The sequence below is a fragment of the Bradyrhizobium sp. USDA 4516 genome, assembly GCF_054055915.1.
Window position 1 is genome coordinate 3581927 of record NZ_JBSRXT010000001.1, and the last position, 22859, is coordinate 3604785.

Annotated in this window: 20 protein-coding genes; 12 read left to right on the forward strand and 8 right to left on the reverse strand. The window is 64.7% G+C overall.

The features are described from left to right. Window positions 1-14 precede the first annotated feature (14 nt). Both ACVI1L_RS16435 and ACVI1L_RS16440 read left to right on the forward strand, forming a co-directional pair. Window positions 15-209 carry a DUF1127 domain-containing protein gene (locus ACVI1L_RS16435; RefSeq protein WP_092085443.1) on the forward strand — a complete coding sequence of 65 codons (195 nt, stop codon included), beginning with the start codon at window positions 15-17 and terminating at the stop codon, window positions 207-209. 70 nt (window positions 210-279) lie between these two features. Beyond that, complete coding sequence (locus ACVI1L_RS16440; protein ID WP_253625125.1) at window positions 280-903, forward strand: GNAT family N-acetyltransferase; 624 nt, start codon at window positions 280-282, stop codon at window positions 901-903. A 172-nt stretch (window positions 904-1075) separates the two neighbouring features. On the opposite strand, the gene ACVI1L_RS16445 is transcribed toward ACVI1L_RS16440, so the two are convergent. Beyond that, window positions 1076-1906 (reverse strand): enoyl-CoA hydratase, encoded by an 831-nt coding sequence (locus ACVI1L_RS16445; protein ID WP_057020172.1) that lies wholly within the window; start codon window positions 1904-1906, stop codon window positions 1076-1078. 237 nt (window positions 1907-2143) lie between these two features. Next, window positions 2144-2845 carry an SDR family NAD(P)-dependent oxidoreductase gene (locus ACVI1L_RS16450; RefSeq protein ID WP_316397494.1) on the reverse strand — a complete coding sequence of 234 codons (702 nt, stop codon included), beginning with the start codon at window positions 2843-2845 and terminating at the stop codon, window positions 2144-2146. Between the two features lie 71 nt (window positions 2846-2916). On the opposite strand from ACVI1L_RS16450, the gene ACVI1L_RS16455 reads away from it, so the two are divergent. Further along, window positions 2917-4698 carry an acyl-CoA dehydrogenase family protein gene (locus ACVI1L_RS16455; RefSeq protein ID WP_229193342.1) on the forward strand — a complete coding sequence of 594 codons (1782 nt, stop codon included), beginning with the start codon at window positions 2917-2919 and terminating at the stop codon, window positions 4696-4698. Window positions 4699-4751: 53 nt separating this feature from the next. After that, window positions 4752-5840 (forward strand): Zn-dependent alcohol dehydrogenase, encoded by a 1089-nt coding sequence (locus tag ACVI1L_RS16460; protein ID WP_018269116.1) that lies wholly within the window; start codon window positions 4752-4754, stop codon window positions 5838-5840. A 139-nt stretch (window positions 5841-5979) separates the two neighbouring features. Here the strand turns inward: ACVI1L_RS16460 and ACVI1L_RS16465 are convergent, their stop codons facing one another. The 4 genes from ACVI1L_RS16465 to ACVI1L_RS16480 form a co-directional block, all read right to left on the reverse strand. Then, window positions 5980-6333, reverse strand: a complete 354-nt coding sequence (locus ACVI1L_RS16465) for a nuclear transport factor 2 family protein (RefSeq protein WP_057020071.1) — start codon at window positions 6331-6333, stop codon at window positions 5980-5982. 123 nt (window positions 6334-6456) lie between these two features. Beyond that, complete coding sequence (locus ACVI1L_RS16470; protein WP_456783306.1) at window positions 6457-7929, reverse strand: amidase; 1473 nt, start codon at window positions 7927-7929, stop codon at window positions 6457-6459. Window positions 7930-8183: 254 nt separating this feature from the next. Then, on the reverse strand, window positions 8184-9155 hold the full coding sequence (gene mbfA, locus ACVI1L_RS16475) for an iron exporter MbfA (RefSeq protein ID WP_057016287.1): 972 nt from the start codon (window positions 9153-9155) through the stop codon (window positions 8184-8186). A gap of 178 nt (window positions 9156-9333) precedes the next feature. After that, window positions 9334-10488, reverse strand: coding sequence for an alpha/beta hydrolase (locus ACVI1L_RS16480; protein WP_057016286.1), 1155 nt, complete (start codon window positions 10486-10488; stop codon window positions 9334-9336). 102 nt (window positions 10489-10590) lie between these two features. Here ACVI1L_RS16480 and ACVI1L_RS16485 point away from each other — a divergent pair, with 102 nt between their 5' ends. Then, entirely contained in the window at window positions 10591-11097 is a 507-nt protein-coding gene (locus ACVI1L_RS16485; RefSeq protein WP_229193324.1) for a hypothetical protein, read from the forward strand. Between the two features lie 218 nt (window positions 11098-11315). Here ACVI1L_RS16485 and ACVI1L_RS16490 read toward each other — a convergent pair whose 3' ends face one another. Beyond that, a complete protein-coding gene (locus tag ACVI1L_RS16490) occupies window positions 11316-12860 on the reverse strand; it encodes an acyl-CoA synthetase (RefSeq protein ID WP_168858641.1) in 1545 nt (514 codons plus the stop codon). Window positions 12861-13040: 180 nt separating this feature from the next. After that, window positions 13041-14213 carry an acetyl-CoA C-acetyltransferase gene (locus ACVI1L_RS16495; RefSeq protein WP_456783307.1) on the reverse strand — a complete coding sequence of 391 codons (1173 nt, stop codon included), beginning with the start codon at window positions 14211-14213 and terminating at the stop codon, window positions 13041-13043. Window positions 14214-14388: 175 nt separating this feature from the next. On the opposite strand from ACVI1L_RS16495, the gene ACVI1L_RS16500 reads away from it, so the two are divergent. The 7 genes from ACVI1L_RS16500 to ACVI1L_RS16530 all read left to right on the forward strand — a co-directional run bounded on the left by ACVI1L_RS16500 (window position 14389) and on the right by ACVI1L_RS16530 (window position 22764). Next, window positions 14389-15054, forward strand: coding sequence for a TetR family transcriptional regulator (locus tag ACVI1L_RS16500; RefSeq protein ID WP_057016282.1), 666 nt, complete (start codon window positions 14389-14391; stop codon window positions 15052-15054). Window positions 15055-15100: 46 nt separating this feature from the next. Next, window positions 15101-15859, forward strand: a complete 759-nt coding sequence (locus ACVI1L_RS16505; RefSeq protein ID WP_016847447.1) for an SDR family NAD(P)-dependent oxidoreductase — start codon at window positions 15101-15103, stop codon at window positions 15857-15859. Window positions 15860-16039: 180 nt separating this feature from the next. Further along, window positions 16040-16846: an enoyl-CoA hydratase/isomerase family protein gene (locus tag ACVI1L_RS16510; protein WP_168858655.1), complete on the forward strand. Its 807-nt coding sequence runs from the start codon at window positions 16040-16042 to the stop codon at window positions 16844-16846. Between the two features lie 41 nt (window positions 16847-16887). Continuing rightward, the gene (locus ACVI1L_RS16515; RefSeq protein WP_456783308.1) at window positions 16888-18756 is read left to right on the forward strand and encodes an AMP-binding protein; all 1869 of its coding nucleotides are present in this window, start codon (window positions 16888-16890) and stop codon (window positions 18754-18756) included. Between the two features lie 131 nt (window positions 18757-18887). Next, entirely contained in the window at window positions 18888-20015 is a 1128-nt protein-coding gene (locus tag ACVI1L_RS16520) for an acyl-CoA dehydrogenase family protein (RefSeq protein WP_456783309.1), read from the forward strand. A gap of 117 nt (window positions 20016-20132) precedes the next feature. Further along, window positions 20133-21380 (forward strand): acyl-CoA dehydrogenase, encoded by a 1248-nt coding sequence (locus tag ACVI1L_RS16525; protein ID WP_456783310.1) that lies wholly within the window; start codon window positions 20133-20135, stop codon window positions 21378-21380. A 133-nt stretch (window positions 21381-21513) separates the two neighbouring features. Continuing rightward, window positions 21514-22764 (forward strand): acyl-CoA dehydrogenase, encoded by a 1251-nt coding sequence (locus ACVI1L_RS16530; protein WP_057016278.1) that lies wholly within the window; start codon window positions 21514-21516, stop codon window positions 22762-22764. The last annotated feature ends 95 nt before the right edge of the window (window positions 22765-22859 follow it).

Consider the following 22859-nt stretch of genomic DNA (forward strand, 5'->3'; position numbering starts at 1 on the left):
TCACCCATGAACCGATGACAAATCATCATACGCCAAATCATCACGCATCGGGCCTGCTGAACCAGGTCGGCGAGACGCTGCATGTCTGGTGGGAGCGCTACGAGCGCCGCCGCGAGCTGTCGCAGTGGACCGAGCGCGACCTGCACGACATCGGCATGTCCCGCAGCGACATCGTGTTCGAGACCGAGAAGCCGTTCTGGCGGGCCTGAGAAGGACGCCACCGCTGGCGTCGCCTCGATCGAGGGACGCCGGCTAATTTCTTCACCCGAGGAGCGTGTCATGGTTGCGCTGCATCTCGACGATCTCAAGCAATACTCTGACGTGCTGCGCGCCAAGAACGGCAGCGAGGTCAAGGTGCGCTTCGTCGAGCCGCGCGACCGCGAAGAGCTGCAGAGCTACATCCGCTCGCTCTCCGCGGTGTCCCGTTACAACCGCTTCCTGGGCGCGTTGAGCGAGCTGCCGAAGACGGAGCTCGAACGTTTCATCCATGTCGGCGAGGCTGACCGGTTCACGGTGGTCGCGACGATGCCGGTCGATGGCTTTGAGACCATCGTCGGCGAAGCCCGCTACGCCTTCCATGCCGATACGTCGAGCGTCGAGTTCGGCCTGTCGATCGATGATCGGTGGCAGGGCCACGGCATTGGCAAGGCGCTGCTCAGGAATCTCGAATGCCGTGCGGCGTCCTTCGGAGCCGAACGCATCTTCGGCGACACGCTGCGTTCCAATGCGACGATGATCGGCCTCGCCCGCAAGTCGGGCTACGCCTTCACCCAGAGCCCCGGCGACTGGAAGCTGGTACGCTTCGTGAAAGAGATCCACGTCGAACCGCAAGACATTCCCTGTGCCAGCTGGCGGCTTGCCGCCACTTCCCGCTTGGCCGCGATGTCCTCGCTTGCGGTTTGACTGACTAGGCCCGGTTCTGGCCCCTCCAGAACCGGGCCCTTTTCTTTTCCCAACCGGTGCCGCGACTGCTACTCGTCATGCGCGGGCTTGACCCGCGCATCCATTGAGCGAAAGCGTTTCTTTCGATGGATTGCCGGGTCAGGCCCGGCAATGACGGGACACCGAACTGGGATCAACTCCCCCGAAACACCGGCTTGCGCTTCTCGATGAAGGCCTGCACCGCCTCCTTGTGATCGGCAGTCGTGGTGAGGCGGATTAGCCGCTCGGCCTCGTGGTCGCGTGCGGTGGCGAAGTCGAACTGCAGCGCCTCGTCGAGATTGTCCTTCATGTAGCGCAGCGCCAGCGTCGGGCCTTCGGCGATGGACTTCGCCAGCGCAAAGGCGTCGTCCTGCAGCGTTTCGTCCGGCACCACGCGATTGACGAGACCGATCTGCTCGCATCTCGTGGCGTCGACCTTCTCCGAGGTGAACATCAGCTCGCGGGCGCGCGAGGTGCCGACCAGCCGCGTCAACAGCCATGCCATGCCGTAATCGCCGCTCAGCGCCACGCGCAAGTAACCGGTCGAGATGAAGGCGGATTGCGCCGCGATCCGGATGTCGCAGGCCATCGCGATCGCAAGGCCGGCGCCGACCGCGGGACCGGGAAGGGCAGCAATGGTCGGCTTGCGCACCGAGGCCAGCGAGCCGGTGAGCAGGCGCTGGCGCTCCTGCAAATCCGCGACCTTGTCCTCATAGGACATTTCGAGCTTCTTTTTGTCGCGATGCGCGCCCATGCCCTTGACGTTGCCGCCGGCGCAGAACGCCTTGCCGGCGCCGGTGACGAGCAGCACGCCGACCTCGGGGTTCTCGCCGCAGGTCTTGATCATCGTGCGCAGCGCCGGCGTCAGTGTGTCCGACAGCGAGTTGCGGGCGTCCGGGCGATTCAGCGTGATGACGGCGACGCGATCGCGGATCACGCAGAGCAGTTCGTCGGTGCCGGTCTCGATCTTGATTTCAGCGGTCATGTCGTCGCTCCCCATGTCTGTTTGTTTCGTCATTCCGGGATGGTGCGCTAGCACCAGACCGGAATCTCGAGATTCCGGGTCTGGTGATAGCGCACCATCCCGGAATGACGGTGAAAGTTACTTCACGCGGTGAGCAAAAGGCGCCAAGCCTCGTGCGCACCGCCTCACAGCTTGCTCGCGATCTTGATCACGTTGGCGTTTCGTCCAGCCTACGCTGCTTACATGATCTTCGTCATCTCAAAACTTCTCAACCCAGGGCCGCAATTCCAGCTCCCAGGTCCAGGCACTGCGCGGCTGCTGCAGCACGCTCCAGTAGCTCAGTGCAATCGCGTCGGGATCGAGCATCGAGTCCGGCCGGTCGGCGGGCTCGGCGCGGGCAGCGCTGCGGATGCCGCCGTCGATCACGAAATGCGCGACGTGAATACCCTGCGGCGACAGTTCGCGCGCCATGCTCTGCGCGAGGCCGCGCAAGGCGAACTTGCCCATCGCGAACGGCGCCGATTGCGCATAGCCCTTCACGCTGGCGGAGGCGCCGGTGAACAGGATTGCGCCCTTCTTGTTGGGCAGCATGCGCTTCGCCGCCTCCTGCGCCACCAGGAATCCGCCGAACGCCGAGACCGCGATCGCCTGTTCGACCTCTGAAGGGACCAGTTCGACGAAGGGCCCGCGCGAGCGGCCGGAGGCGTTGTAGACCACGAGATCAGGCGTTCCGATCTCGCGCTCGACCAGACCAAAAAGACGTTCGACATCCTCGGCCTTGGTGGCGTCGCAGGCGTAGGCCCGCGCGCCTGTTTCGGTGCAGAGCGCGCCGAGCTTCTCGATGCTGCGGGCGCCGAGTGCCACACGAATTCCCTCCCGCGAAAATAGCCGCGTCAGCGAGGCGCTGAGGCCCTCGCCGGCGCCGACGATCAGGGCGATCTTGTATTTTGGAATATCCATTGGGCTTTCCTTTGCTCGGCCGGAGGAGGATAGTCGTGCCCAAACAAATGAGCACCGAAGCCGGGAATTCAATGCAGCCGCACAAGCAGGATCCGAAAACGTCAGCCGCCAGCCAGCCGGGCCTGCTGGCGCCCGACACGACGGGAATGAATTTCTACCGGGCCGATCCGGCGCTGACCGATCTTCTGAAGCTGCATTTGCCCGATGCATTGTTCCGCCATATCGAGCCGCATCTCGACCGCCTCGGTGGATTGGCCGGAGGCTATCTCGACGAATGCGCGCGGCTTGCCGACCGGCATACGCCGGTGTTGCACCAGCGCGACAAGTTCGGCCGCGACGTGCAGCACATCGAATATCATCCGGCCTATCGCGAGATCGAGAAGGCCGCGTTCGGCGAGTTCGGCATTCACGCGCTGTCGCTCCGCAAGGGCATCATGGGCTGGCCCGACAAGTATCCTGTCGTCGCCAAGCACGCCTTCACCTTCCTGTTCAACCAGACCGAATTCGGCATGGGCTGCCCGATCAACGTCACCGACGGGTGCGCCAAGCTGCTGGCAAATTTCGGCAGCGAGGCATTGAAGGCGAAATATCTCGACGGCCTGACCCAGACCGACATGAGCAAGCTGACGCAGGGCGGCCAGTTCATGACCGAGAAGGAGGGCGGCTCCGATGTCGGCACGCTGACCACGCGCGCCGTGCAGGAGGGCGACCACTGGCGGCTCTATGGCGAGAAGTGGTTCTGCTCCAACGCCGATGCCAAGGTGGTGATGCTGCTGGCGCGGCCGGAAGGCGCCGGGCCGGGCACCCGCGGCGTCGGCCTGTTCCTGATGCCGCGTTTCCTCGACGACGGTTCGCAGAACCATTACCGGATCGTGCGGTTGAAGGACAAGCTCGGCACCCGCTCGATGGCCTCGGGCGAGATCAAGTTCGACGGCGCGATCGCCTACGCCGTCGGCAAGCTCGACCGCGGCTTCGTGCAGATGGCCGAGATGGTGAACTCGTCGCGGCTCTCCAACGGCGTGAAATCGACTGCGCTGATGCGCCGCGCCTGGCACGACGCGATGACAGTGGCGCGTGGCCGCGTGGTGTTCGGCCAGCGCATCATCGACCTGCCGCTGGCGCGGCGGCAGCTGATGAAGATCATGCTGCCGACCGAACAGGCGCTGTCGATGAGCTTTTTGACCGCTGACGCGCTCGACCGCGCCGAGGCCGGCAGTCAGGACGCCGCGGCGCTGCTTCGCATCCTGACGCCGACGCTGAAATTCCGCGCCACTCGCGACGCCCGAAAGGTCTGCGGCGATGCGATGGAGATGCGCGGCGGCATCGGCTACATCGAGGAATTCGTCACGCCGCGGCTGCTGCGCGACGCGCATCTCGGCTCGATCTGGGAGGGCACCGGCAATATCGTCGCGATCGATGCGCTGAAGCGTGCGGTCGGCCGCCATGGCGCCGACAATGCTTTCGCCGCCGATCTGCATGCGCGGCTCGATGATAGCGCGAATGTTCCGCAAGCCTGGCGCAACCGGCTGCGCGATCTTAGCGACCGTGCGGTCGCGTTTGCGCGCGAGGTGGCGAGCCGCATCGACAATGAGGGCGATGCGCGCCGCGCCACCAGCCTGCTCTATCATGTCGCAAGCGCGGTCGCGCTGGCGTGGGAGGGCGGGCGCATCCACCAGATGCGCGGCGATGCGCGTCGGCTGTTGCTGTCGCGGATGGTGATCGACCACCGCGTGCTGCCGGGCGATCCGTTCCGGCTAACGGAAAATACCGTTCAGCGCAGGATGACCGAGCACCTGCTCGGCGATCGCGCGGTCGGCATGGCCGAGGTTGGCGAATTGCTTGACGCAGCGTAGGCTGCTGCGCGAGCGAACTTTTCAAACAATCAAAAACGTCAAGGGAGACCCCGATGAAGGCCGCCGTCCTGCATGAAGTCAATCAACCGCTGGTGATCGAGGATGTCAGCGTGCCCAATCCGGGGCCGCGCGAGGTCTTGATCCGCACCGCGGTCGCGGGCCTCTGCCATTCCGATCTGCACTTCATGGAAGGCCTCTATCCGCATCCGCTGCCGGCGGTGCTCGGCCATGAATCGGCCGGCGTGGTTGAGAAGGTCGGCTCCGACGTCAATTACGTGAAGCCCGGCGATCACGTCGTCACCTGCCTGTCGGTGTTCTGCGGCACCTGCGACAACTGCACCACCGGCCGCACCGTGCTGTGCACCGACACCACGGTGAAGATGCTGCCCGGCGCCTCCAACCGCCTGTCATGGGGCAGGAAGGAGAAGCTCAACCAGTTCCTCAATCTGTCGTCGTTCGCCGAGCAGATGCTGGTGCACGAGAACGCCATCGTGAAGATCAAGAAGGAGATGCCGCTCGATCTCGCCGCGCTGATCGGCTGCGGCGTCATCACCGGTTATGGCGCGGTGGTGAACACCGCGAAGGTGACCGCCGGCGAGACGGTGGCTGTGATCGGTTGCGGCGGCGTCGGCATGGCCGCGATCAACGGTGCGCAGATCGCCGGCGCCGGCCGCATCATCGCGATCGATACCAATCCGGCCAAGTTGCAGCTTGCGACCAAGCTCGGCGCCACCGATATCGTCGATCCGGCCCGCGGCGACGTGGTCCAGCAGGTGCGCGAGCTCACCGGCGGCGGCGTGCAGCACTCCTTCGAGGTGCTCGGCCGCAAGGACACCGCCGAGCAGGCCTTCGCCATGCTGGCGGCGGGCGGCACCGCGACCATCGTCGGCATGATCCCGTTCGGCCAGAAGATCGAGCTGCACGGCTTCGACTTCCTGCGCGAGCGCCGCATCCAGGGCTCGTCGATGGGCTCCAACCACTTCCGCGTCGACATGCCGCGCCTCGTCGACTTCTACATGCGCGGCAAGCTGCATCTGGAAGACTGGATCTCGGCCAAGCTGAAGCTCTCCGAGATCAACGAGGGCTTTGCCAACATGAAAGCCGGCAAGACGCTGCGCAGCGTGATCATGTTTGATAGCTGAGCGTGTGTCGTCCCGGCGTAGGCCAGGGACCCATACGCCGCGGCCTCGCTTTGGGCACGTGGGTGGACGACTTTCTTTACTCACCACAAGCTGCGGTGGTTATGGGTCCCGGCCTGCGCCGGGACGACACCTGAATCGCTCACCGCGCGACATGCGCGGATACCGCGCGCCATTTTCCGTTCTGCCGCGCCCAGCAATCGGTATAGCGGCCGTGCGCCGGCTCACCGTCCGCGTTGGTGTAGCTGGTCTGGGCGTGGATGATGGCGAAATCGCCGAGGATGCGGATTTTGACGTCCTCGGCCTTCAGGCCCTTGATCTTCACCGGGATCGCGGTCTGCTTCAGGAAGGCAGCGCGGTCGACCAGGCTCTTGTCGGGATTGGTGCAGTAGAAGTCCTGCGCCAGAATTTCGTCGAAGCGCTTGACGTCGCAGTTCTGAACGGAGTCAACGTAGTCCTTGTTGAGCTTTGTCAGCTCCTCGAGATCGTTGCTCATTGGCCTTCTCCCTGGTTTTGTTGTCCGTCATTGCGAGCGCAGCGAAGCAATCCATCTCGCCGCTCGTTGAGATATGGATTGCTTCGTCGCTTCGCTCCTCGCAATGACGGTTTTTTCCAGCACCTAATCATCGAACATCTTCGGCGGCACGAAGCCGCCGAATTCGTGCTCGATCAGCTCGGCGAGCTTGAGCGGCGTGCGGTCCTCGAGCCATGGGCCGACGATCTGCACGCCGACCGGCAATCCGTCGGGCGCAAAGCCGGTCGGGATCGCAGTCGAAGGCAGGCCGGGCAGGGTCGCGATGCCGGGCCAGGCGAGCTGGTCGGTGTAGATGTAAGGCTCGCCGTCGATCAGGATTCGCCGCTGCTCCTGGTCGGGCTCATGATCGTGCGGATAGGCCGGCGTTGGCATGATCGGGCAGATCACCGCGTCGAACGACTTGAACAGCTCGCGCCATTGCGCGCGCAACCGCGAGCGGGCGACCGTCGCCTGCACCCAGTCGCGGTGGCTGAGCGCGATGCCGCGCAGCCGCTCGGCCTGCAGGCTGGTGTCGCCGACGGGCAGCGCGGCCGCCGCCGCGCAGGCGCCGGCATAGACCTCCGGCGGGAAGGTCGCGGCGAGGAACGACAGCAGCATCCGCATATAGAGCCGCGAGGACGCCGCGAAATCCGGCAGCAGCGGGCTCGAACGCGATATCTTTGCGCCGGCCTTGTCGAGGTGGCTGGCGAGCTTGTCGATGCTGCCGCGCACCGCCTTGTCGGTCGGCAACACCGGATCGGTGTCGATGACGAGGATCCGGAAATCCTTCAGGCTGGCGTGGCGCGCCGCAGGCAGGTCGAGGCGATAGGCCTTGCCGGCATCGAGCGGATCGGGAACCGCCATCACGTCGAGCAGCAGCGACAGGTCGGTCGCGCCGCGCGCCATCGGGCCGGTTACCGCAAGGTCGCGCTCATAGATGATGGGCGGCGCCGGCGGCGCGGTGTGGCCGCGCGACGGCAGCAGCGCGAAGGTCGGCTTGTGCGCATAGACGCCGCAATGAAACGCCGGCACGCGCAGCGAGCCGCCGATGTCGGAGCCGAGCGACAGCGCGCCGTAGCCCGCGGCGAGCGCCGCCGACGATCCGCCGGAGGAGCCGCCCGGTGTGCGGCCGAGGTCGTAGGGATTGTTGGTGGTGCCGTAGATCTCGTTGTAGCTCTGCCAGTCGGCGAGCCCGACCGGCACGTTGGTCTTGCCGAGGATGACGCCGCCGGCGTCCTTCACGCGCTGAATCGACAGCGCGTCCTCGGTCGGGACAAAATCCTTTTGCGGCAGGAAGCCCCAGGTCGTCGGCAAGCCGGCGACGTTGAAGGATTCCTTCACCGTCATGGGGATGCCGAGCAGCGGCCTGTGCTCGCCGCGCGCGATCGCGGCATCCGCAGCGCGCGCAGCGGCGAGGCCGCGCTCGAAGTCGCGCACGCAGACCGCGTTGACCTTGCCGTCGTGGCGCTCGATGCGGCCGATCGCGTCCTGTGCGAGTTCAACCGCCGAGACCTGCTTGTTGCGCAGCGCCTTCGACAATTCGACGGCGGTCTTGAAGCTGTATTGCGATTTGGCCACGGCGTGCTCCCGGTTTGTTGTTGGCGCGATGATGGGCAGTTTGGCTGCCGCCCGCAAGCGCTGTAGCCGTGACGTTGTCGCCGTGTTTGATCGGAATTGCTCTGCTCTACCTCGCCCCGCTTGCGGGGAGAGGTCGCCGCGCGCTTGCGCGGCGGGTGAGGGGGTACAGGTACGTCGACTTGCGTTACGTGTGGATATGGCCCCTCACCCCAACCCTCCCCGTAAGAACGGGGAGAGGGAGAATTGAACCGTTGCTACGCCGCGCCGATCAGGATGCCGACCGCGAGCACGATCGCGCCGCCGAGCACGATCTGGAATACCGCCTGCAGGAACGGCGTGTCCATGTAGCGCGCGCGGATGAAGGCGATCGCCCACAATTCGAAGAACACCACGATCCCGGCGATCGCGGTCGCGATCCAGAATGCGTTCGGCCAGGCATCGGGCACCAGATAGGGAATGGTGTGGCCGAGCCCGCCGAGCGTCGTCATCAAGCCGCAGGTCAGGCCGCGCAGCCAGGGCGAGCCGCGGCCGGTCAGCGAGCCGTCGTCGGACAGCGCCTCGGCAAAGCCCATGCTGATGCCGGCGCCGATCGAGGCGGCAAGCCCGACCAGGAAGGTTTGCCAGTTGTGATGCGTTGCGAAGGCGGCGGCGAACAGCGGCGCCAGGGTCGAGACCGAGCCGTCCATCAATCCGGCGAGACCCGGCTGCACATATTGCAGCACGAACATCCGCCGCCGCGTGCGGTCTTCCTCGGCGCGCACGTCCGGCTTGAGGATCTCGCCGGTCAGCTTCACCGCGAGCTTCTCGTGGCCCTTCTCCTCCTCGGCGAGATCGCCGAGCAGCCGCCGCACGCCGACATCCTCGGCCTTCTCGGCGGCTTTGGCATAGAAGCGCTCGGCTTCCAACTCCATGGTCTCGACTTCCTTGCGGATGGTGTCGAGCGGCAGGTTCTTGGTGAGCCAGATCGGGCGGCGGCGCAGGAAGCCTTTGACGTCCTCGCGCCGGATCGGCGGCAGATGCGCCCCGAAGCGCTGCTCGTAGGTTTCCAGCAGTCGGTGGCGATGGCCGCGCTCCTCCTCGGCCATCTCCTCGAAAATCTTGGCGGTATCGGGATAGCGCCCGGCGAGATCCTCCGCGAACGTCATGTAGATGCGGCTGTCCTCCTCCTCGGAGGCGATCGCGACCGCCAGCACCTCGCGCTCGGTCAGATCGGCAAAGTTCTTCACGGCAACGCCTTGTTCACAGAGTTTAAAATTAGAATAGTTCTAAACTATAGGGTTGCACCGGCGCCGGGTCAAATCCGGATCGGCCCGGATTCGCTGTTGCAGCACCGGCAAGCCGCGCGGGTTGAGCGAAGAAAACGCCTGAGATCAACGGGATGCGACGCGACGGCCGAAAGGGAATCTAGCGCTGTGCGCCGGCGTCTCGCAGGAATGTGAGCAGCAGCCGGCTCACCTCATCGGGCTGCTCCTGCTGCACCCAGTGGCCGGCACCGTCGACCAGATGACAGCCGATCATGTTGGTGCAGGCTTTCGTCTGCATCGCCTCGAACACGCCAGGCCGCTGATAGGTGCCCCAATCCTGTTTGCCCGAAATGAAGGCCGACGGCTGGTCGATCGTGCGGCCGCTCCAGGTCTGTAGCTCCGGGACGAACGCCCCCGAGGTGCCGCAGCGATACCATTGCAGCCCGCCCTGGAATCCGGTCCGCTGATATTCGGCGCTGTAATATGCGAGCTCGCTATCCGGCAGCCACGTGTTGGCGGCGATCGCCTCGCGTGACGGCATCTCCTCGGCGACGGTCGCGGCCATGTCCTTGGCGATATCCATCACGTAATAGGTCGGCAGTTTTGCCAGTTCGCCTGCCGACCAGGATTGCAGCGGATACGGCTTGTTGTCTTTCCAGTCCGCGCTTTTGTGGTGGTAATAGGCACGCAGGAAGTCGTGCACGCCCTGCGGCGCGCGATGCATGTCGTCACTGGCCGGGCGCGTCGAATAGTACCATTGGTAGTGCTTGCGCGGCCGCGGCAGCGCGGCGAGCTCGCGATGCACGGGGTCGTCGGTCGCTGGCTTTGTCGGCGCGCTCGCGGTGTTGAACGGCAGCGACGGCGGCCCCGAAAACGGCGCGCTCATCATCACCACCGCGCGGAACACGTCGGGCCGGATCAGTGCGCACCACGCCGCAACCGACGAGCCGAAATCGTGCCCGATCACCGCATCGACGTGCTTGTAGCCGAACGCAGCGACCAGCCCGAGCGCATCGCGCACCAGATTGGGCAGGCGGAATGACGCAAGATCGCCGTCATACTCCGCACTCCAGCCTGATGTGCGGCCATAGCCGCGCTGGTCCGGCGCGATCACATGATAGCCGGCGGCGGCGAGCTTCGGCATCACCTTGCGCCAGGAGAACGCCAGCTCCGGAAAGCCGTGCAGCAGCAACAGGCAGGGCCGGCCGGATGTTTCGAAGCCCGCTTCCAGCACATGCATGCGCAGGCCGTTGATCCCGTCGACATAACGCGAGCGGATGGTGGAGGGCAGCGGGATGTCGGGGAGGGCTGGCATCGGAGATCACCTGTTTGGCATCGCCGCACAACCAGCGCATTTCGCTGTATGCTGGCGGCCATTGTTTCACGATAGCAACTTTGCCCAGGGGATGCATACCGCATGCGCCACGCCAGGATTGCAGAGCTGACCGGCTCGATGTCGCGCCTCGGTCTGACGGTCGTGGCCGCAAGCTTGATGCTGGCATCGGCCGTGCGTGCCGCCGACATCAAGCAACTGACCGAAAGACTGCCGCACGCCTATATCGGCGAATTCCTGTGGGACGGTGACACGACGGTGCAGCACCTCGTCATCACCTTCGACAAGGTGCAAGCGCTGAACGAGCAGAACGCGGAAGCGCGCGGCTGCGGGTCATACGAGGTCGGCGGTCACGTAACCAAGATCGGCGTGCAGATGTTCATCCGGCTGTCCGATCTCGAGGTCGAGCTGTTTGAGCGGTCGCCCGACGACAGTGGATCGTTCGAGACCGAGGGCAGCCACCGCGGCAAGCTGTCGGAGGATTTTCAGCAGATCGATGCGCAGTGGACCACCACGGCAAATGGCAAGCACGGCCAACTGCATCTGCGCGCCGCGGCGTCTGCCGCGTGCGAACCGGCGGCGGAGTTGTAGGTCGGCGGGGTGCGCGCAAGCGGCGTCCCGCGTGCGCTCTTCATCCTCCCCCGGACCGTTTACACTATTTCGGAATATTGGAAATCTATCTCTGAGTTGCCCGACGTGTCAAGCTGCCTTGTCGAACGCGGGCAGCCGCCAGCTCCTTTGCATGGGGTTGTTTTCGATATTTTGGCCGCGGCGCGACGACGGCCCCTCCGGGGAGCGGCGAACCGCGGTCACGGCCTGGCAGGCACCTTCGGCCAATAGCGGTCGCGCAGATGGCGCTTCACCAGTTTGCCGGTCGGCGTGCGCGGCAGCTCTTGCTCGAAGTCGATGCTCTTGGGGCATTTGATCGGCGACAGATGCTGCCGGCAGAACGCGATCAGCTCGGCCTCGAGCTCCTTGCCGGCCCTGGTGATGTCGTGCGGCTGCACCACGGCCTTGACCTCTTCGCCCATCTCCTCGTTCGGCACGCCGAACACCGCGACGTCGGACACCGCCGGATGCGTGATCAGGACGTCCTCGGTCTCCTGCGGATAGATGTTCACGCCGCCGGAGATGATCATGTAGCTCTTGCGGTCGGTCAGATAGAGGAAGCCCTCTTCGTCGAGGTAGCCGACATCGCCGAGCGTCGACCAGCCCTTGGTGTTGTAGGCCTTCTTCGTCTTCTCCGGATCGTTGTGATAGGAGAACGCCGGCGCGTCGGCGAAAAAGACCTGACCGATCTGGCCGGTCGGCGCTTCCTCGTCGTTCTCGTCGAGGATCTTGACCTTGCCGACCACCGCGCGGCCGACCGTGCCGCGGTGGGTCAGCCATTGCTGCGAGGTCGAGACCGTGACGCCATTGCCTTCGGAGCCGGCGTAATACTCGATCAGGATCGGTCCCCACCATTCGATCATCTTGGCCTTGACGTCGACCGGGCAGGGCGCCGCGGCGTGGATCGCGCCTTTCAGCGACGAGACCTTGTAGCGTGCGCGCACTTCGTCGGGCAGCTTCAGCATGCGCACGAACATGGTCGGCACCAGCTGCGACTGCGTCACCTTGTGCTTCTCGACCTGCTTCAAAAATTCCTCGGCGTCGAAATGCTCCATGATGACGGAGGTGCCTCCGAGCACGGTGGCCATCATGTTGAAGCGCAGCGGGGCCGCGTGATAGAGCGGCGCCGGCGACAGATAGATGCTGTCGGCATTCATGCCGCACATGTCGGCGGTGAGAATGCGCAGGAACGGGTTCGGCACGTCGATCCGGTTGCCCTCGAACTGCTTCTTGATGCCCTTGGGTCGGCCGGTGGTGCCGGAGGAATACAGCATGTCGTAGCCGGCGACCTCGTCGGCAACCGGCGTGGTCGGCTGCGCGCCGGCTTCCTTGTCGTAGGAGCGGAAGCCCGGCGAGGGCTCGTCCATCATGTAGAACAGCGGCTCGCCCGCTTCGCCCTTGATCAGGCCCTTCACCTTGTCGGCGCACTGCGGGGTGGTGATGAACACCTTCGCGCCGCAGTCCTTGATGATGTAGGCGATCTCTTCTTCCGTCAGATAGCGGCTGATCGCCGTGTAATAGAGACCCGAGCGCTGCGCTGCCCAGCAGATCTCCATGAATGCGAGCCGGTTTTCCATCAGCAGCGCGATGTGGTCACCGGCCTTCAGGCCGAGCGAGCGGAACAGATGCGCGCCCTGGTTCGAAAGCTCGTCGAGCTCGCGATAGGTGATGGCCTTGCCGGACGCCGCCATCTGATAGGCGATCTTGTTCGGATGGGTGCGCGCGTGGATCGACGGATGGGTCATTGTGTTTCCTCGGAGCATCAATAGTGGTCGTCCCCGCGAACGCGGGGACCCATAACCACCAATTTTTCTTGTTGGACTGAGTTGTGGCCCCAGCCGCGCCTAACCACAAACGGCTGTGGTTATGGGTCCCGGCCTACGCCGGGACGACATCATTGTTGTGGCCGCTGATGCGGACTTTTCTTACAGCCGCTCGACAATCGTCACATTGGCCATGCCGCCGCCTTCGCACATGGTCTGCAGGCCGTAGCGCTTGTTGCGCTGCTTGAGGGCATGCAGCAGCGTCGTCATCAGCTTGGTGCCGCTGCCGCCGAGCGGATGGCCGAGCGCGATCGCGCCGCCGTTGACGTTGAGCCGGGCCGGATCGGCGCCGGTGGTCTTCAGCCAAGCGGTCGGCACCGAGGCGAAGGCCTCGTTGACCTCGAAGAGATCAATGTCGTCAATCTTCATGCCGGCCTTCTGCAGCGCGCGCTGGGTTGCCGGCAGCGGCGCTTCCAGCATGATCACGGGGTCGCCGCCCATCATGGTGAGGTGATGGATGCGCGCCATCGGCTTGACGCCGAGCGCCTTCAGGCCCTTCTCGTTGACGACCATGACGCCGGAGGCGCCGTCGCAGATCTGGCTGGCGCTCGCCGCGGTGAGCTTGCCGTTCTCGGCGATCAGCTTGACGCCCTTGATGCCGTCGAGGCTGGCGTCGAAGCGGATGCCTTCGTCGATGTGATGGGTGTCGGTCGAGCCGTCGGCGCGGGTGATCTTGACCGGCACGATCTCGTCCTTGAAGTGGCCGGCTTGCGTGGCCGCGATCGCGCGCTGATGGCTGTTATAGGAGTATTCGTCGAGCTCGTCCTTCGACAGGCCGTACTTCTCGGCCATCATCTCCGCGCCGGTGAACTGGCTGAACACGATGTTGGGATACTTCGCCTCGATGCCCGAGCTCTTGTAGTGGCCGAAGCCGTTCTTGGCGGGCAGCGAGGAGGCGAGGCCCATCGGCACGCGGGTCATCGATTCCACGCCGGCGGCGATCACGCAGTCCATCGTGCCAGACATCACCGCCTGCGCCGCGAAGTGCAGCGCCTGCTGCGAGGAACCGCACTGGCGGTCGATCGAGGTCGCCGGCACGCTCTCCGGCAGCTTCGAGGCCATCACCGCGTTGCGCGCGATGTTGGTGGACTGCTCGCCGGTCTGCATCACGCAGCCCATGATCACGTCCTCGACCTGCGCCGGGTCGGCGCCGGTGCGCTCGACCAGCGCATCGAGCACGGTCGCGGCCAGATCGGCCGGATGCCAGCCGGCGAGGCGTCCTCCCTTGCGGCCGCCCGCGGTGCGAGCGGCGGCGACGATATATGCCTCGGCCATGTCTGATCTCCCTGATGTTTCCGGATTGGGCGGTCTGAAAGTTGGGCCGGATTTAAGGGGTGGCTCAGCATTTAGTCAATCAATCAATTAACTCTTGAGTGCGGCCCCGCCATGGGCTTATGTGCGGCCTCGATTTACCGTCGACCCCCTGACACAGAGCGGGACCAGAGCGCAGTTGAATACCAGCGTACCGACGAAACTTCCGGCCGGCAAAAATGCCACCGCCGACAAGCTTTTGGTTGCGGCCAGTGAGCTGATGATCGAGCGCGCCTCGATCGAGGTCTCGTTGTCCGACATCGCGCAGAAGTCGGGCGTCAACGCCGCGCTGGTGAAATATCATTTCGGCAACAAGGACGGGTTGTTGCTGGCGCTGCTGGCGCGCGACGCCGCCACCGAGATATCGCAACTCGAATATCTCATCAGCCAACCGATCACGCCGTCCGCAAAATTGCGGCTGCATATCGGCGGCATCATCCGCGCCTATCACCAGTTCCCCTATATGAACCGGCTGATCCATTATCTCCTGCACGAGAGCTCGCCTGCCGCTGCGAACGAGGTGTCGAAATTCTTCGTCGCGCCGCTGTTGGATTTTCACCGCCGGCTGCTCGCAGAAGGCATCAAGGCCGGTGAATTCCGCAAGATCGATCCGGTGCTGTTCTACACCAGCCTGATCGGCGCCTGCGATCATCTGTTCTTCGGCCGCCACGCGATGTCGCGCGCGGTCGGCGTCGGTCCGGTCACCGACGAGGTCTGCCGCGATTACATCAAGCACATGGAAGCCTTGATCTTCGGCGGCGTGCTCAATCCCGATAAGGAAACGGCAGCAGTCGCCGCCGGATAACAAAGTTCGAGTCTAGAGAAGAAACGCCCAAGGAAAGGTTGTATCCATGCAGTTGAAAGACGTTGCCGTTCTCATCACCGGCGGTGGCTCCGGCCTTGGTGCCGCAACCGCGCGCGCCATGGCCGCCAAGGGCGCCAAGATCGGCGTGATCGACCAGAACAAGGAAAACGCTGAGAAAGTCGCCGCCGAGGTGAAGGGCGTCGCGCTGCATGCCGACGTCACCGACGAGGACGCGATCAAGGCTGCGATCGCCAAGGCCGAGGCCGCGCACGGCATCGCGCGCGTGCTGATGAACTGCGCCGGCATCGGCGGTTCGCAGCGCATCGTCGGCAAGGACGGCGTCTATCCGCTGGCAAAGTTCGTCCGCATCATCAACGTCAATTTGATCGGCACCTTCAACGTGCTGCGCCTGTTCGCCGAGCGGCTGGCGACCGAAGCCCCGATCGGCGAGGAGCGCGGCGTCGCGATCAACACCGCATCGGTCGCGGCCTATGAAGGCCAGATCGGCCAGATCGCCTATTCCGCCTCGAAAGGCGGCGTCGTCGGCCTCACGCTGCCGGCTGCGCGCGACCTCGCCAGCCTGAAGATCCGCGTCAACACCATCGCGCCGGGCCTGTTCCTGACGCCGCTGTTGATGGGTCTGAACGAGGAAGCGCGTAAGAGCCTCGGCGCCCAGGTGCCGCATCCGGCCCGCCTCGGCGATGCCTCGGAATACGGCAATCTCGCGGTCCACATCGTCGAGAACCCGATGCTCAACGGCGAAACCATCCGCCTCGACGGCGCCATCCGCATGGCGCCGCGCTAACGGCGAATTCCGCTGTCGTCCCGGCCTTGCGCGCAATTGCGCGCTGGAGCCGGGACCCATACTCCGCGGCGTCTGTAACAGGCAAGCTGGCAGACACCGCGCAAAACAACAAAAGCCTGTGGTTATGGGTCCCGGCTCGCGTTTCGCTTGGCCGGGACGACGGTCGGGAGGACCATGCGCGTGTCTCAGCCGCTGCTGATCGAACATCACGACGGGGTCGATTGGGTCACGCTCAATCGTCCCGAGAGCCTCAACGCACTCGACCCTTCGCTGATCGACGCGCTCAACGTCTATTTCCAGGGCCTGCAGCGCAATCGCGACACCCGCGTCGTGGTGCTGAAGGGCGCCGGTGCGAATTTCTGCGCCGGGCTCGATCTCAAGCACGCGATGGCGCGCCGTGGTGGACAGACCGAGCCGCCCGGCGTCACGGAGTCGCTGGACTCGCAGCGGCGCATCGCCGACATCGTGATGCTGATGCGGCGCGCTCCGCAGCCGATCATCGCGCTGGTGCAGGGCGCGGCCGCCGGCGGCGGCTTCGCGCTGGCGCTTGCCGCCGACATCCGCATCGCGGCGAAGAACGCGCGGATGAATTGCGCCTTCATCAAGCTCGGTCTCGGCGGCTGCGATATCGGCACCAGCTATTTCCTGCCGCGCCTCGTCGGTGTGTCGGTTGCGTCCGAATTGATCCTCACCGGGCGCTTCATCCATGCCGACCGCGCGCTTGCGGTCGGCCTGGTGTCCGAGGTGGTCGAGGTCGCCGATCTTGATGCTGCGGCCAATCCTTATGTCGAGGCGATGATGACGGCCTCGCCGGTCGGTCTCCGCCTCTCGAAGGAATGCATCAACATGAGCGTCGATGCCGGCTCGATCGAGGCCGTGATTGCGATGGAGGATCGCAATCAGGTGCTGTGCAGCCGCTCGGAAGATTTCCAGGAAGGCATCAGGGCCTTTCTCGAGAAACGAAAGCCTGTCTATATCAGGCGCTGAGAACAGATCCTCAAAAGGACAAGAATTCCGGGAGACGCAAAATGGATGGAGACGCGGCGATGCTGACGAAACCTGCCTTTCGCAAGGTGGATTGGCTCGCACGTGACATCGCGGTCGAGCGGCGCGGTGACGGCACCGTCGTCCTGAAGTCGCGGATTCCGCTCCAGGCCTACGAGACGCATATTCCGGCCTATCTCGCCAAATGGGCGGCGCAGGCGCCGGAGCGGATCTGGCTCGCGCAACGCGGTGGTCCCGACCGGCAATGGCGCAAGGTGTCCTATGGTGAAGCCAAGCGCACCGTCGATGCGCTGACGCAAGGCCTGCTCGATCTCGGCGTCGGCGACGGCCGGCCCGTCGCGATCCTCTCGGGCAATTCTATCGAGCACGCGCTGATGACGCAGGCCGCGATGCAGGCGCGGCTGCCGGCCGCGCCGGTGTCGCCGGCCTATTCGCTGATGAGCCAGGATCATCTCAAGCTCAAATACCTGTTCAACCTGATCAAGCCGGCCGTCGTGATGGTGCAGGACGGCCCGACTTTCGAGAAGGCGCTCAAAGCGATCGATCTCACCGGCATCACGGTCGTCCACGTCCTGCGTCCCTGCGAGGGCATCAGGAGCGCGGCCTTTGCCGACCTCGCGGCAACGCCGGTGACGGCTGCGGTCGGCGAGTCCATCGCGAAGATCACGCCCAGGACCGTCGGCAAGCTGCTGTTCACCTCGGGCTCGACCGGCATGCCCAAGGCCGTCATCAACACCCAGGAGATGATGTGTGCCAACGCGGCGATGATGATGCAGGTGCGCCCGCGTGAAACGGAGGGACCGATCGCGACGGTGCTCGACTGGATGCCGTGGAATCACACCATGGGCGGCAACGCCGCGTTCAATCCGGTGCTGGTCGATGGCGGCACGCTCTATATCGACGACGGCCGGCCGATGCCGGGCCAGCTCGAGGAGACCATCAGGAACCTGCGCGAGGTGTCGCCGACCTATTACGCCAACGTGCCGGCCGGCTATGCGGCGCTCGCCGCCGCGATGGAGAAGGACGAGGCGCTGTGCGCGAGCTTCTTCAAGAACCTCTCGATCATGGCCTATGGCGGCGCCCGGCTGCCCGACGATCTCTATGACCGCATGCAGGCGCTGGCGGTGAAGACCACGGGCGAGCGCATCGTGTTCTACACCGGTTGGGGCTCGACCGAGACCGCGCCGACCTCGACCGGCACCTATTGGGACACCGAGCGCGTCGGCCTGATCGGCCTGCCGTTCCCTGGCGTCGAGCTGAAGATGGTGCCGTGCGGCTCGAAATATGAATTGCGGCTGCGCGGCGTCAACGTCACGCCAGGCTATTTCGGCCAGGCGGACCTCACGGCCAAGATGTTCGACGAGGAAGGCTTCTACTGCATCGGCGATGCCGGCGTGTTCGTGAACCCCGAAGACCCGCTGCAGGGCATCATCTTTGCCGGCCGGGTGGTCGAGGATTTCAAGCTGACCACCGGCACGTTCGTGCATGTCGGCTCGTTGCGCACCGATGCGATATCAGCCGCGACGCCGGTCGTGCATGACGCGCTGGTTGCGGGGCAGGACCGTGAGTTCATCGGCCTGCTGTGCTGGCCGAACCTGCACGCCTGCCGCCAGCTCGTCGGCAATGCCGATGCCAGCTACGAGGACGTGATCCGGCATCCCGAAGTGCTTGCCTGCCTGAAGAAGTGTTTGCAGGCGCACAATGCGTCCACCACCGGCAGCAGCATGCGTATCGCGCGTGCGATGCTGATGGTCGAGCCGCCGTCGATCGACGGCAACGAGCTCACCGACAAGGGCTACATCAACCAGCGCGCCGGCCTCGAACGCCGCGCCGCACTGGTCGAGAAGCTGTATGCCGGCAAGCCCGGCGACGACGTGATCATCTTGAACTGATCCTACGAAAGCAAACGCGTCATTTCGGGGCGCGCGAAGCGTGAACCCGGAATCCAGAGGTTCCTTACGTCGAGATTCCGGGTTCGATGCTGCGCATCGCCCCGGAATGACAGCAAGAAAAGGTAAGCGCCATGAATTTCGATTTCTCCGACGAACAGAAGCAGATGCGCGACGAGGCGCGGAAATTCCTCAGCGAACAGTGCCCGCCGAAAGCCGTGCGCGAGGTGCTCGACGGCAAGGCGCCTTACGACAAGGCGCTGTGGAAGGGCCTCGCCGAGATGGGCTTCCTTGGCGTTGCGATCCCGGAACAGTTCGGCGGTGCGGGCGCCGGCCATCTCGAGCTCTGCGTGATCGCGGAGGAAATGGGCCGCGCGCTGGCGCCGGTGCCGTTTTCCTCCACCGTCTATCTCGCCGCCGAAGCGATCCTGATCGCAGGCAGCGACGCGCAGAAGCAGAAGTGGCTGCCGAAGATCGCCGCGGGCGAAGCCATCGGCGCGCTGGCGCTGTTCGAGGGCAAGGGCAACCCGTCGCCGAAAGCGATCAAGCTCACGGCCAATGGCGGCGTGCTCAACGGCGTCAAGAAGCCGGTGCCGGATGGCGCGATCGCCGATTTCGCCGTTGTCGCCGCGCGCACCGGCTCGAGCGGACGCGAGTCCGATATTTCCCTGTTCATCGTCGATCTCAAGGCCGGCGGCGTCGAGGTCAAGTCGCTCACCAACATCGACCTGACCCGCGGCCAGGCCGAATTCACCTTCAAGGATGCGAAGGCCGAGCCGCTCGGCGCTACCGGCGAGGGCTGGAGCGTCATCTCCCAGGTGCTGGATCGCGCGGCCGTGTTGACGGCATTCGAGCAGGTCGGCGGCGCCGACCGCGCGCTGGAGATGGGCCGCGACTATGCGCTTGATCGTATTGCCTTTGGCCGGCCGATCGGCTCGTTCCAGGCGGTCAAACACATGCTGGCCGACATGTATGTGTCGGCGACGCTGGCGCGCTCAAATTGCTACTACGGCGCCTGGGCGCTCTCGACCAATGCCGGCGAATTGCCGGAAGCCGCCGCCGCTGCGCGCATCAGCGCGACGCAGGCGTTCCAGCACTGCGCCAAAAACAACATCCAGGTTCATGGCGGCATGGGCTTCACCTGGGAGTTCGACTGCCACATGTACTACCGCCGCGCCAATGCGGTGGCGCTCGGTCTCGGCAGCCTGTCCTATTGGGAAGACGCGCTGATCGACCGCATGCGCAAGAAGAACGCGGCGTAACGATACGATTCGTCATTCCGGGGCGCGCGTAGCGCGAACCCGGAATCCAGAGGTTGGGAATCGAGATTCCGGGTTCGATGCTGCGCATCGCCCCGGAATGACGGAAAGAAAGCCACCATGAATTTCGATGACACCCCGCAGGAGGCCGCATTCCGCGCCGAGGCGAAAGCCTGGATCGCGGCCAATGCACCGAAGCAACATGAGGACGAGCTGCGCAAGGCCTCGCTCGGCCGTGTTGCGCTCAAGGGCGCCAACATTCTCGAGGTCGCGAAGGCCTGGCAGAAGAAGAAGGCCGATGCCGGCTGGGTCTGCCTGCACTGGCCGAAGGAGTATGGCGGCCGCGGCTCGTCGCCGATCGAGCGCGTGATCTGGCAGCAGGAGGAGGGCCCGTTCGGCCGCCTTAGCTCGATGTTCATCATCGGCCACGGCATGTGCGGCCCGACCATGATGGCGTTCGCCGGCGAGGAGCAGAAGCGCAAATATCTGCCGCCGCTTGCCTCCGGCGAGAAGATCTGGTGCCAGCTGTTCTCCGAGCCGGCCGGCGGCTCCGACGTCGCCGGCCTGCGCACCCGCGCCGAGAAGCATGGCGACGAGTGGGTGATCAACGGTCAGAAGATCTGGACCTCGGGCGCGCATTATTCCGACTACGGCATCTTGCTCACCCGCACCGACCCGACCGTGCCCAAGCACAAGGGCCTCACCATGTTCTTCCTGGACATGAAGAGCCCGGGCGTCGAGGTCAGGCCGATCAAGCAGGCGAGCGGCGCCTCCGACTTCAACGAGGTCTATTTCACCGACGTGCGCATTCCGGACTCGCAGCGGCTCGGCAATGTCAATGACGGCTGGAACGTGTCGCTGACCACGCTGATGAACGAGCGGATGTCGATCGGCGCCGGTGTCGCCACCGGCTTTCCCGAGCTGTTCGACTTCTGCAACAGCCTGATGCTGGAGGACGGCCCCGCGATCGAGAACCGCGCGGTGCGCTCCAAGCTCGCCAACTGGGCCGTGAAGGCGAGCGGGCTGAAATACACCAGCATGCGCGCGATCTCGGCGCTGTCGAAGGGCGAGCGTCCGGGACCGGAGAATTCGATCGGCAAGCTGGTCGCCGGCTCGATGATCCAGGACGTCGCGACCTATGCGCTCGATCTGCAGGGCGCGGCCGGCGCGCTGAACGGGATTGAGGATGCCGAGGTCGCCGGCAAATTCCAGGCGATGCTGCTGCGCGCGCCGGGCACCCGCGTCGAGGGTGGCACCGACGAGATCATGCGCAACATCATCGCCGAACGCGTGCTGGGCCTGCCCGGCGACATCAGGGTCGACAAGGACGTCCCCTTCAACAAGATCCCGACCAAGGGAAGAGCTTAACCGTCGTTCCGGGGCGGCGCGAAGCGGCGAACCCGGAACTCGAGCGACATAACTTCTAGATTCCCCGATGCGCAACCGCGCATCTGTGGTTCGCGCTGCGCGCGCCCCGGAATGACAAAGAAAAGGAGCCGCCATGAATTTCGATGACACGCCGCAGGAAGCCGAGTTCCGCGCCATCGCCCGCAACTGGATCGCGGCCAATGCGCCGAAGGAGTTCGAAGAGGAGCTCTCGAAGTCGTCGCTCGGCCGTATCAGGCTCGCCAGGCACGACATGGTCGAGGTCGGCAAGGCCTGGCAGAAGAAGAAGGCCGAGGGCGGCTGGGCCTGCTTGCACTGGCCGAAGGAATATGGCGGCCGCGGCGCCACCCCGATCGAGCGCGTGATCTGGCAGCAGGAAGAGGGCGTCTACGGCAAATTGACCCAGCCGTTCCAGATCGGCGAGGGCATGTGCGGCCCGACCGTGATGGCCTGGGGCAGCGAGGATGCCAAGCGCCGCTATCTGCCGAAGCTCGCCTCCGGCGAGGAGATCTGGTGCCAGCTGTTCTCCGAGCCGTCGGCCGGCTCCGACGTCGCGGGGCTGCGCACCCGCGCCGAGAAGAAAGGCGACAATTGGGTCGTCAACGGCCAGAAGATCTGGACGTCAGGCGCGCATTACTCCGACTACGGCCTCCTGATCGCGCGCACCGATCCGAATGTCCCGAAGCACAAGGGCCTCACGATGTTCTTCCTCGACATGAAGAGCCCCGGCGTCGAGGTGCGGCCGATCAAGCAGGCCAACGGCATGCAGGAGTTCAACGAGGTCTATTTCACCGACGTCGTAATCCCGGACAGCCAGCGGTTAGGGGCGGTCGGCGAGGGCTGGAGCGTGTCGCTGACCACGCTGATGAACGAGCGCATGTCGATCGGCGCGCGGCTCGCCACCGGCGTGCCCGAGATGTTCGAGTTCTGCTCCAATTTGATGCTGGAGGACGGTCTTGCGATCGACGATCCGGCGGTGCGCTCCCGACTTGCGAGCTGGGCGGTGAAGGCGAGCGGGCTGAAATACACCAGCTACCGCGCCATCTCGGCGCTGTCGAAGGGCGAGCGACCGGGCCCGGAAAACTCCATCGGCAAGCTCGTCTCCGGCCTGATGCTGCAGGATATCGCGACCTATGCGATGGACCTTGAAGGCGCGGCGGGCAGCCTCACCGGCACCGATGAGGAGCAGGCCAACGGCCAGTTCCAGCAGATGCTGCTGTCGTCGCCCTCGATGCGCATCGCCGGCGGCACCGACGAGATCCTGCGCAACATCATCGCCGAGCGCGTGCTGGGCCTGCCCGGCGACATTCGCGTCGACAAGGATGTGCCCTACAACAAGATCCCGACCAAGGGGCGGGGTGGTTAGTCGTCATTCCGGGGCGATGCGAAGCATCGAACCCGGAATCTCGAGATTCCGGATTCACGCTTCGCGTGCCCCGGAATGACGAAAAAAGAGGATAT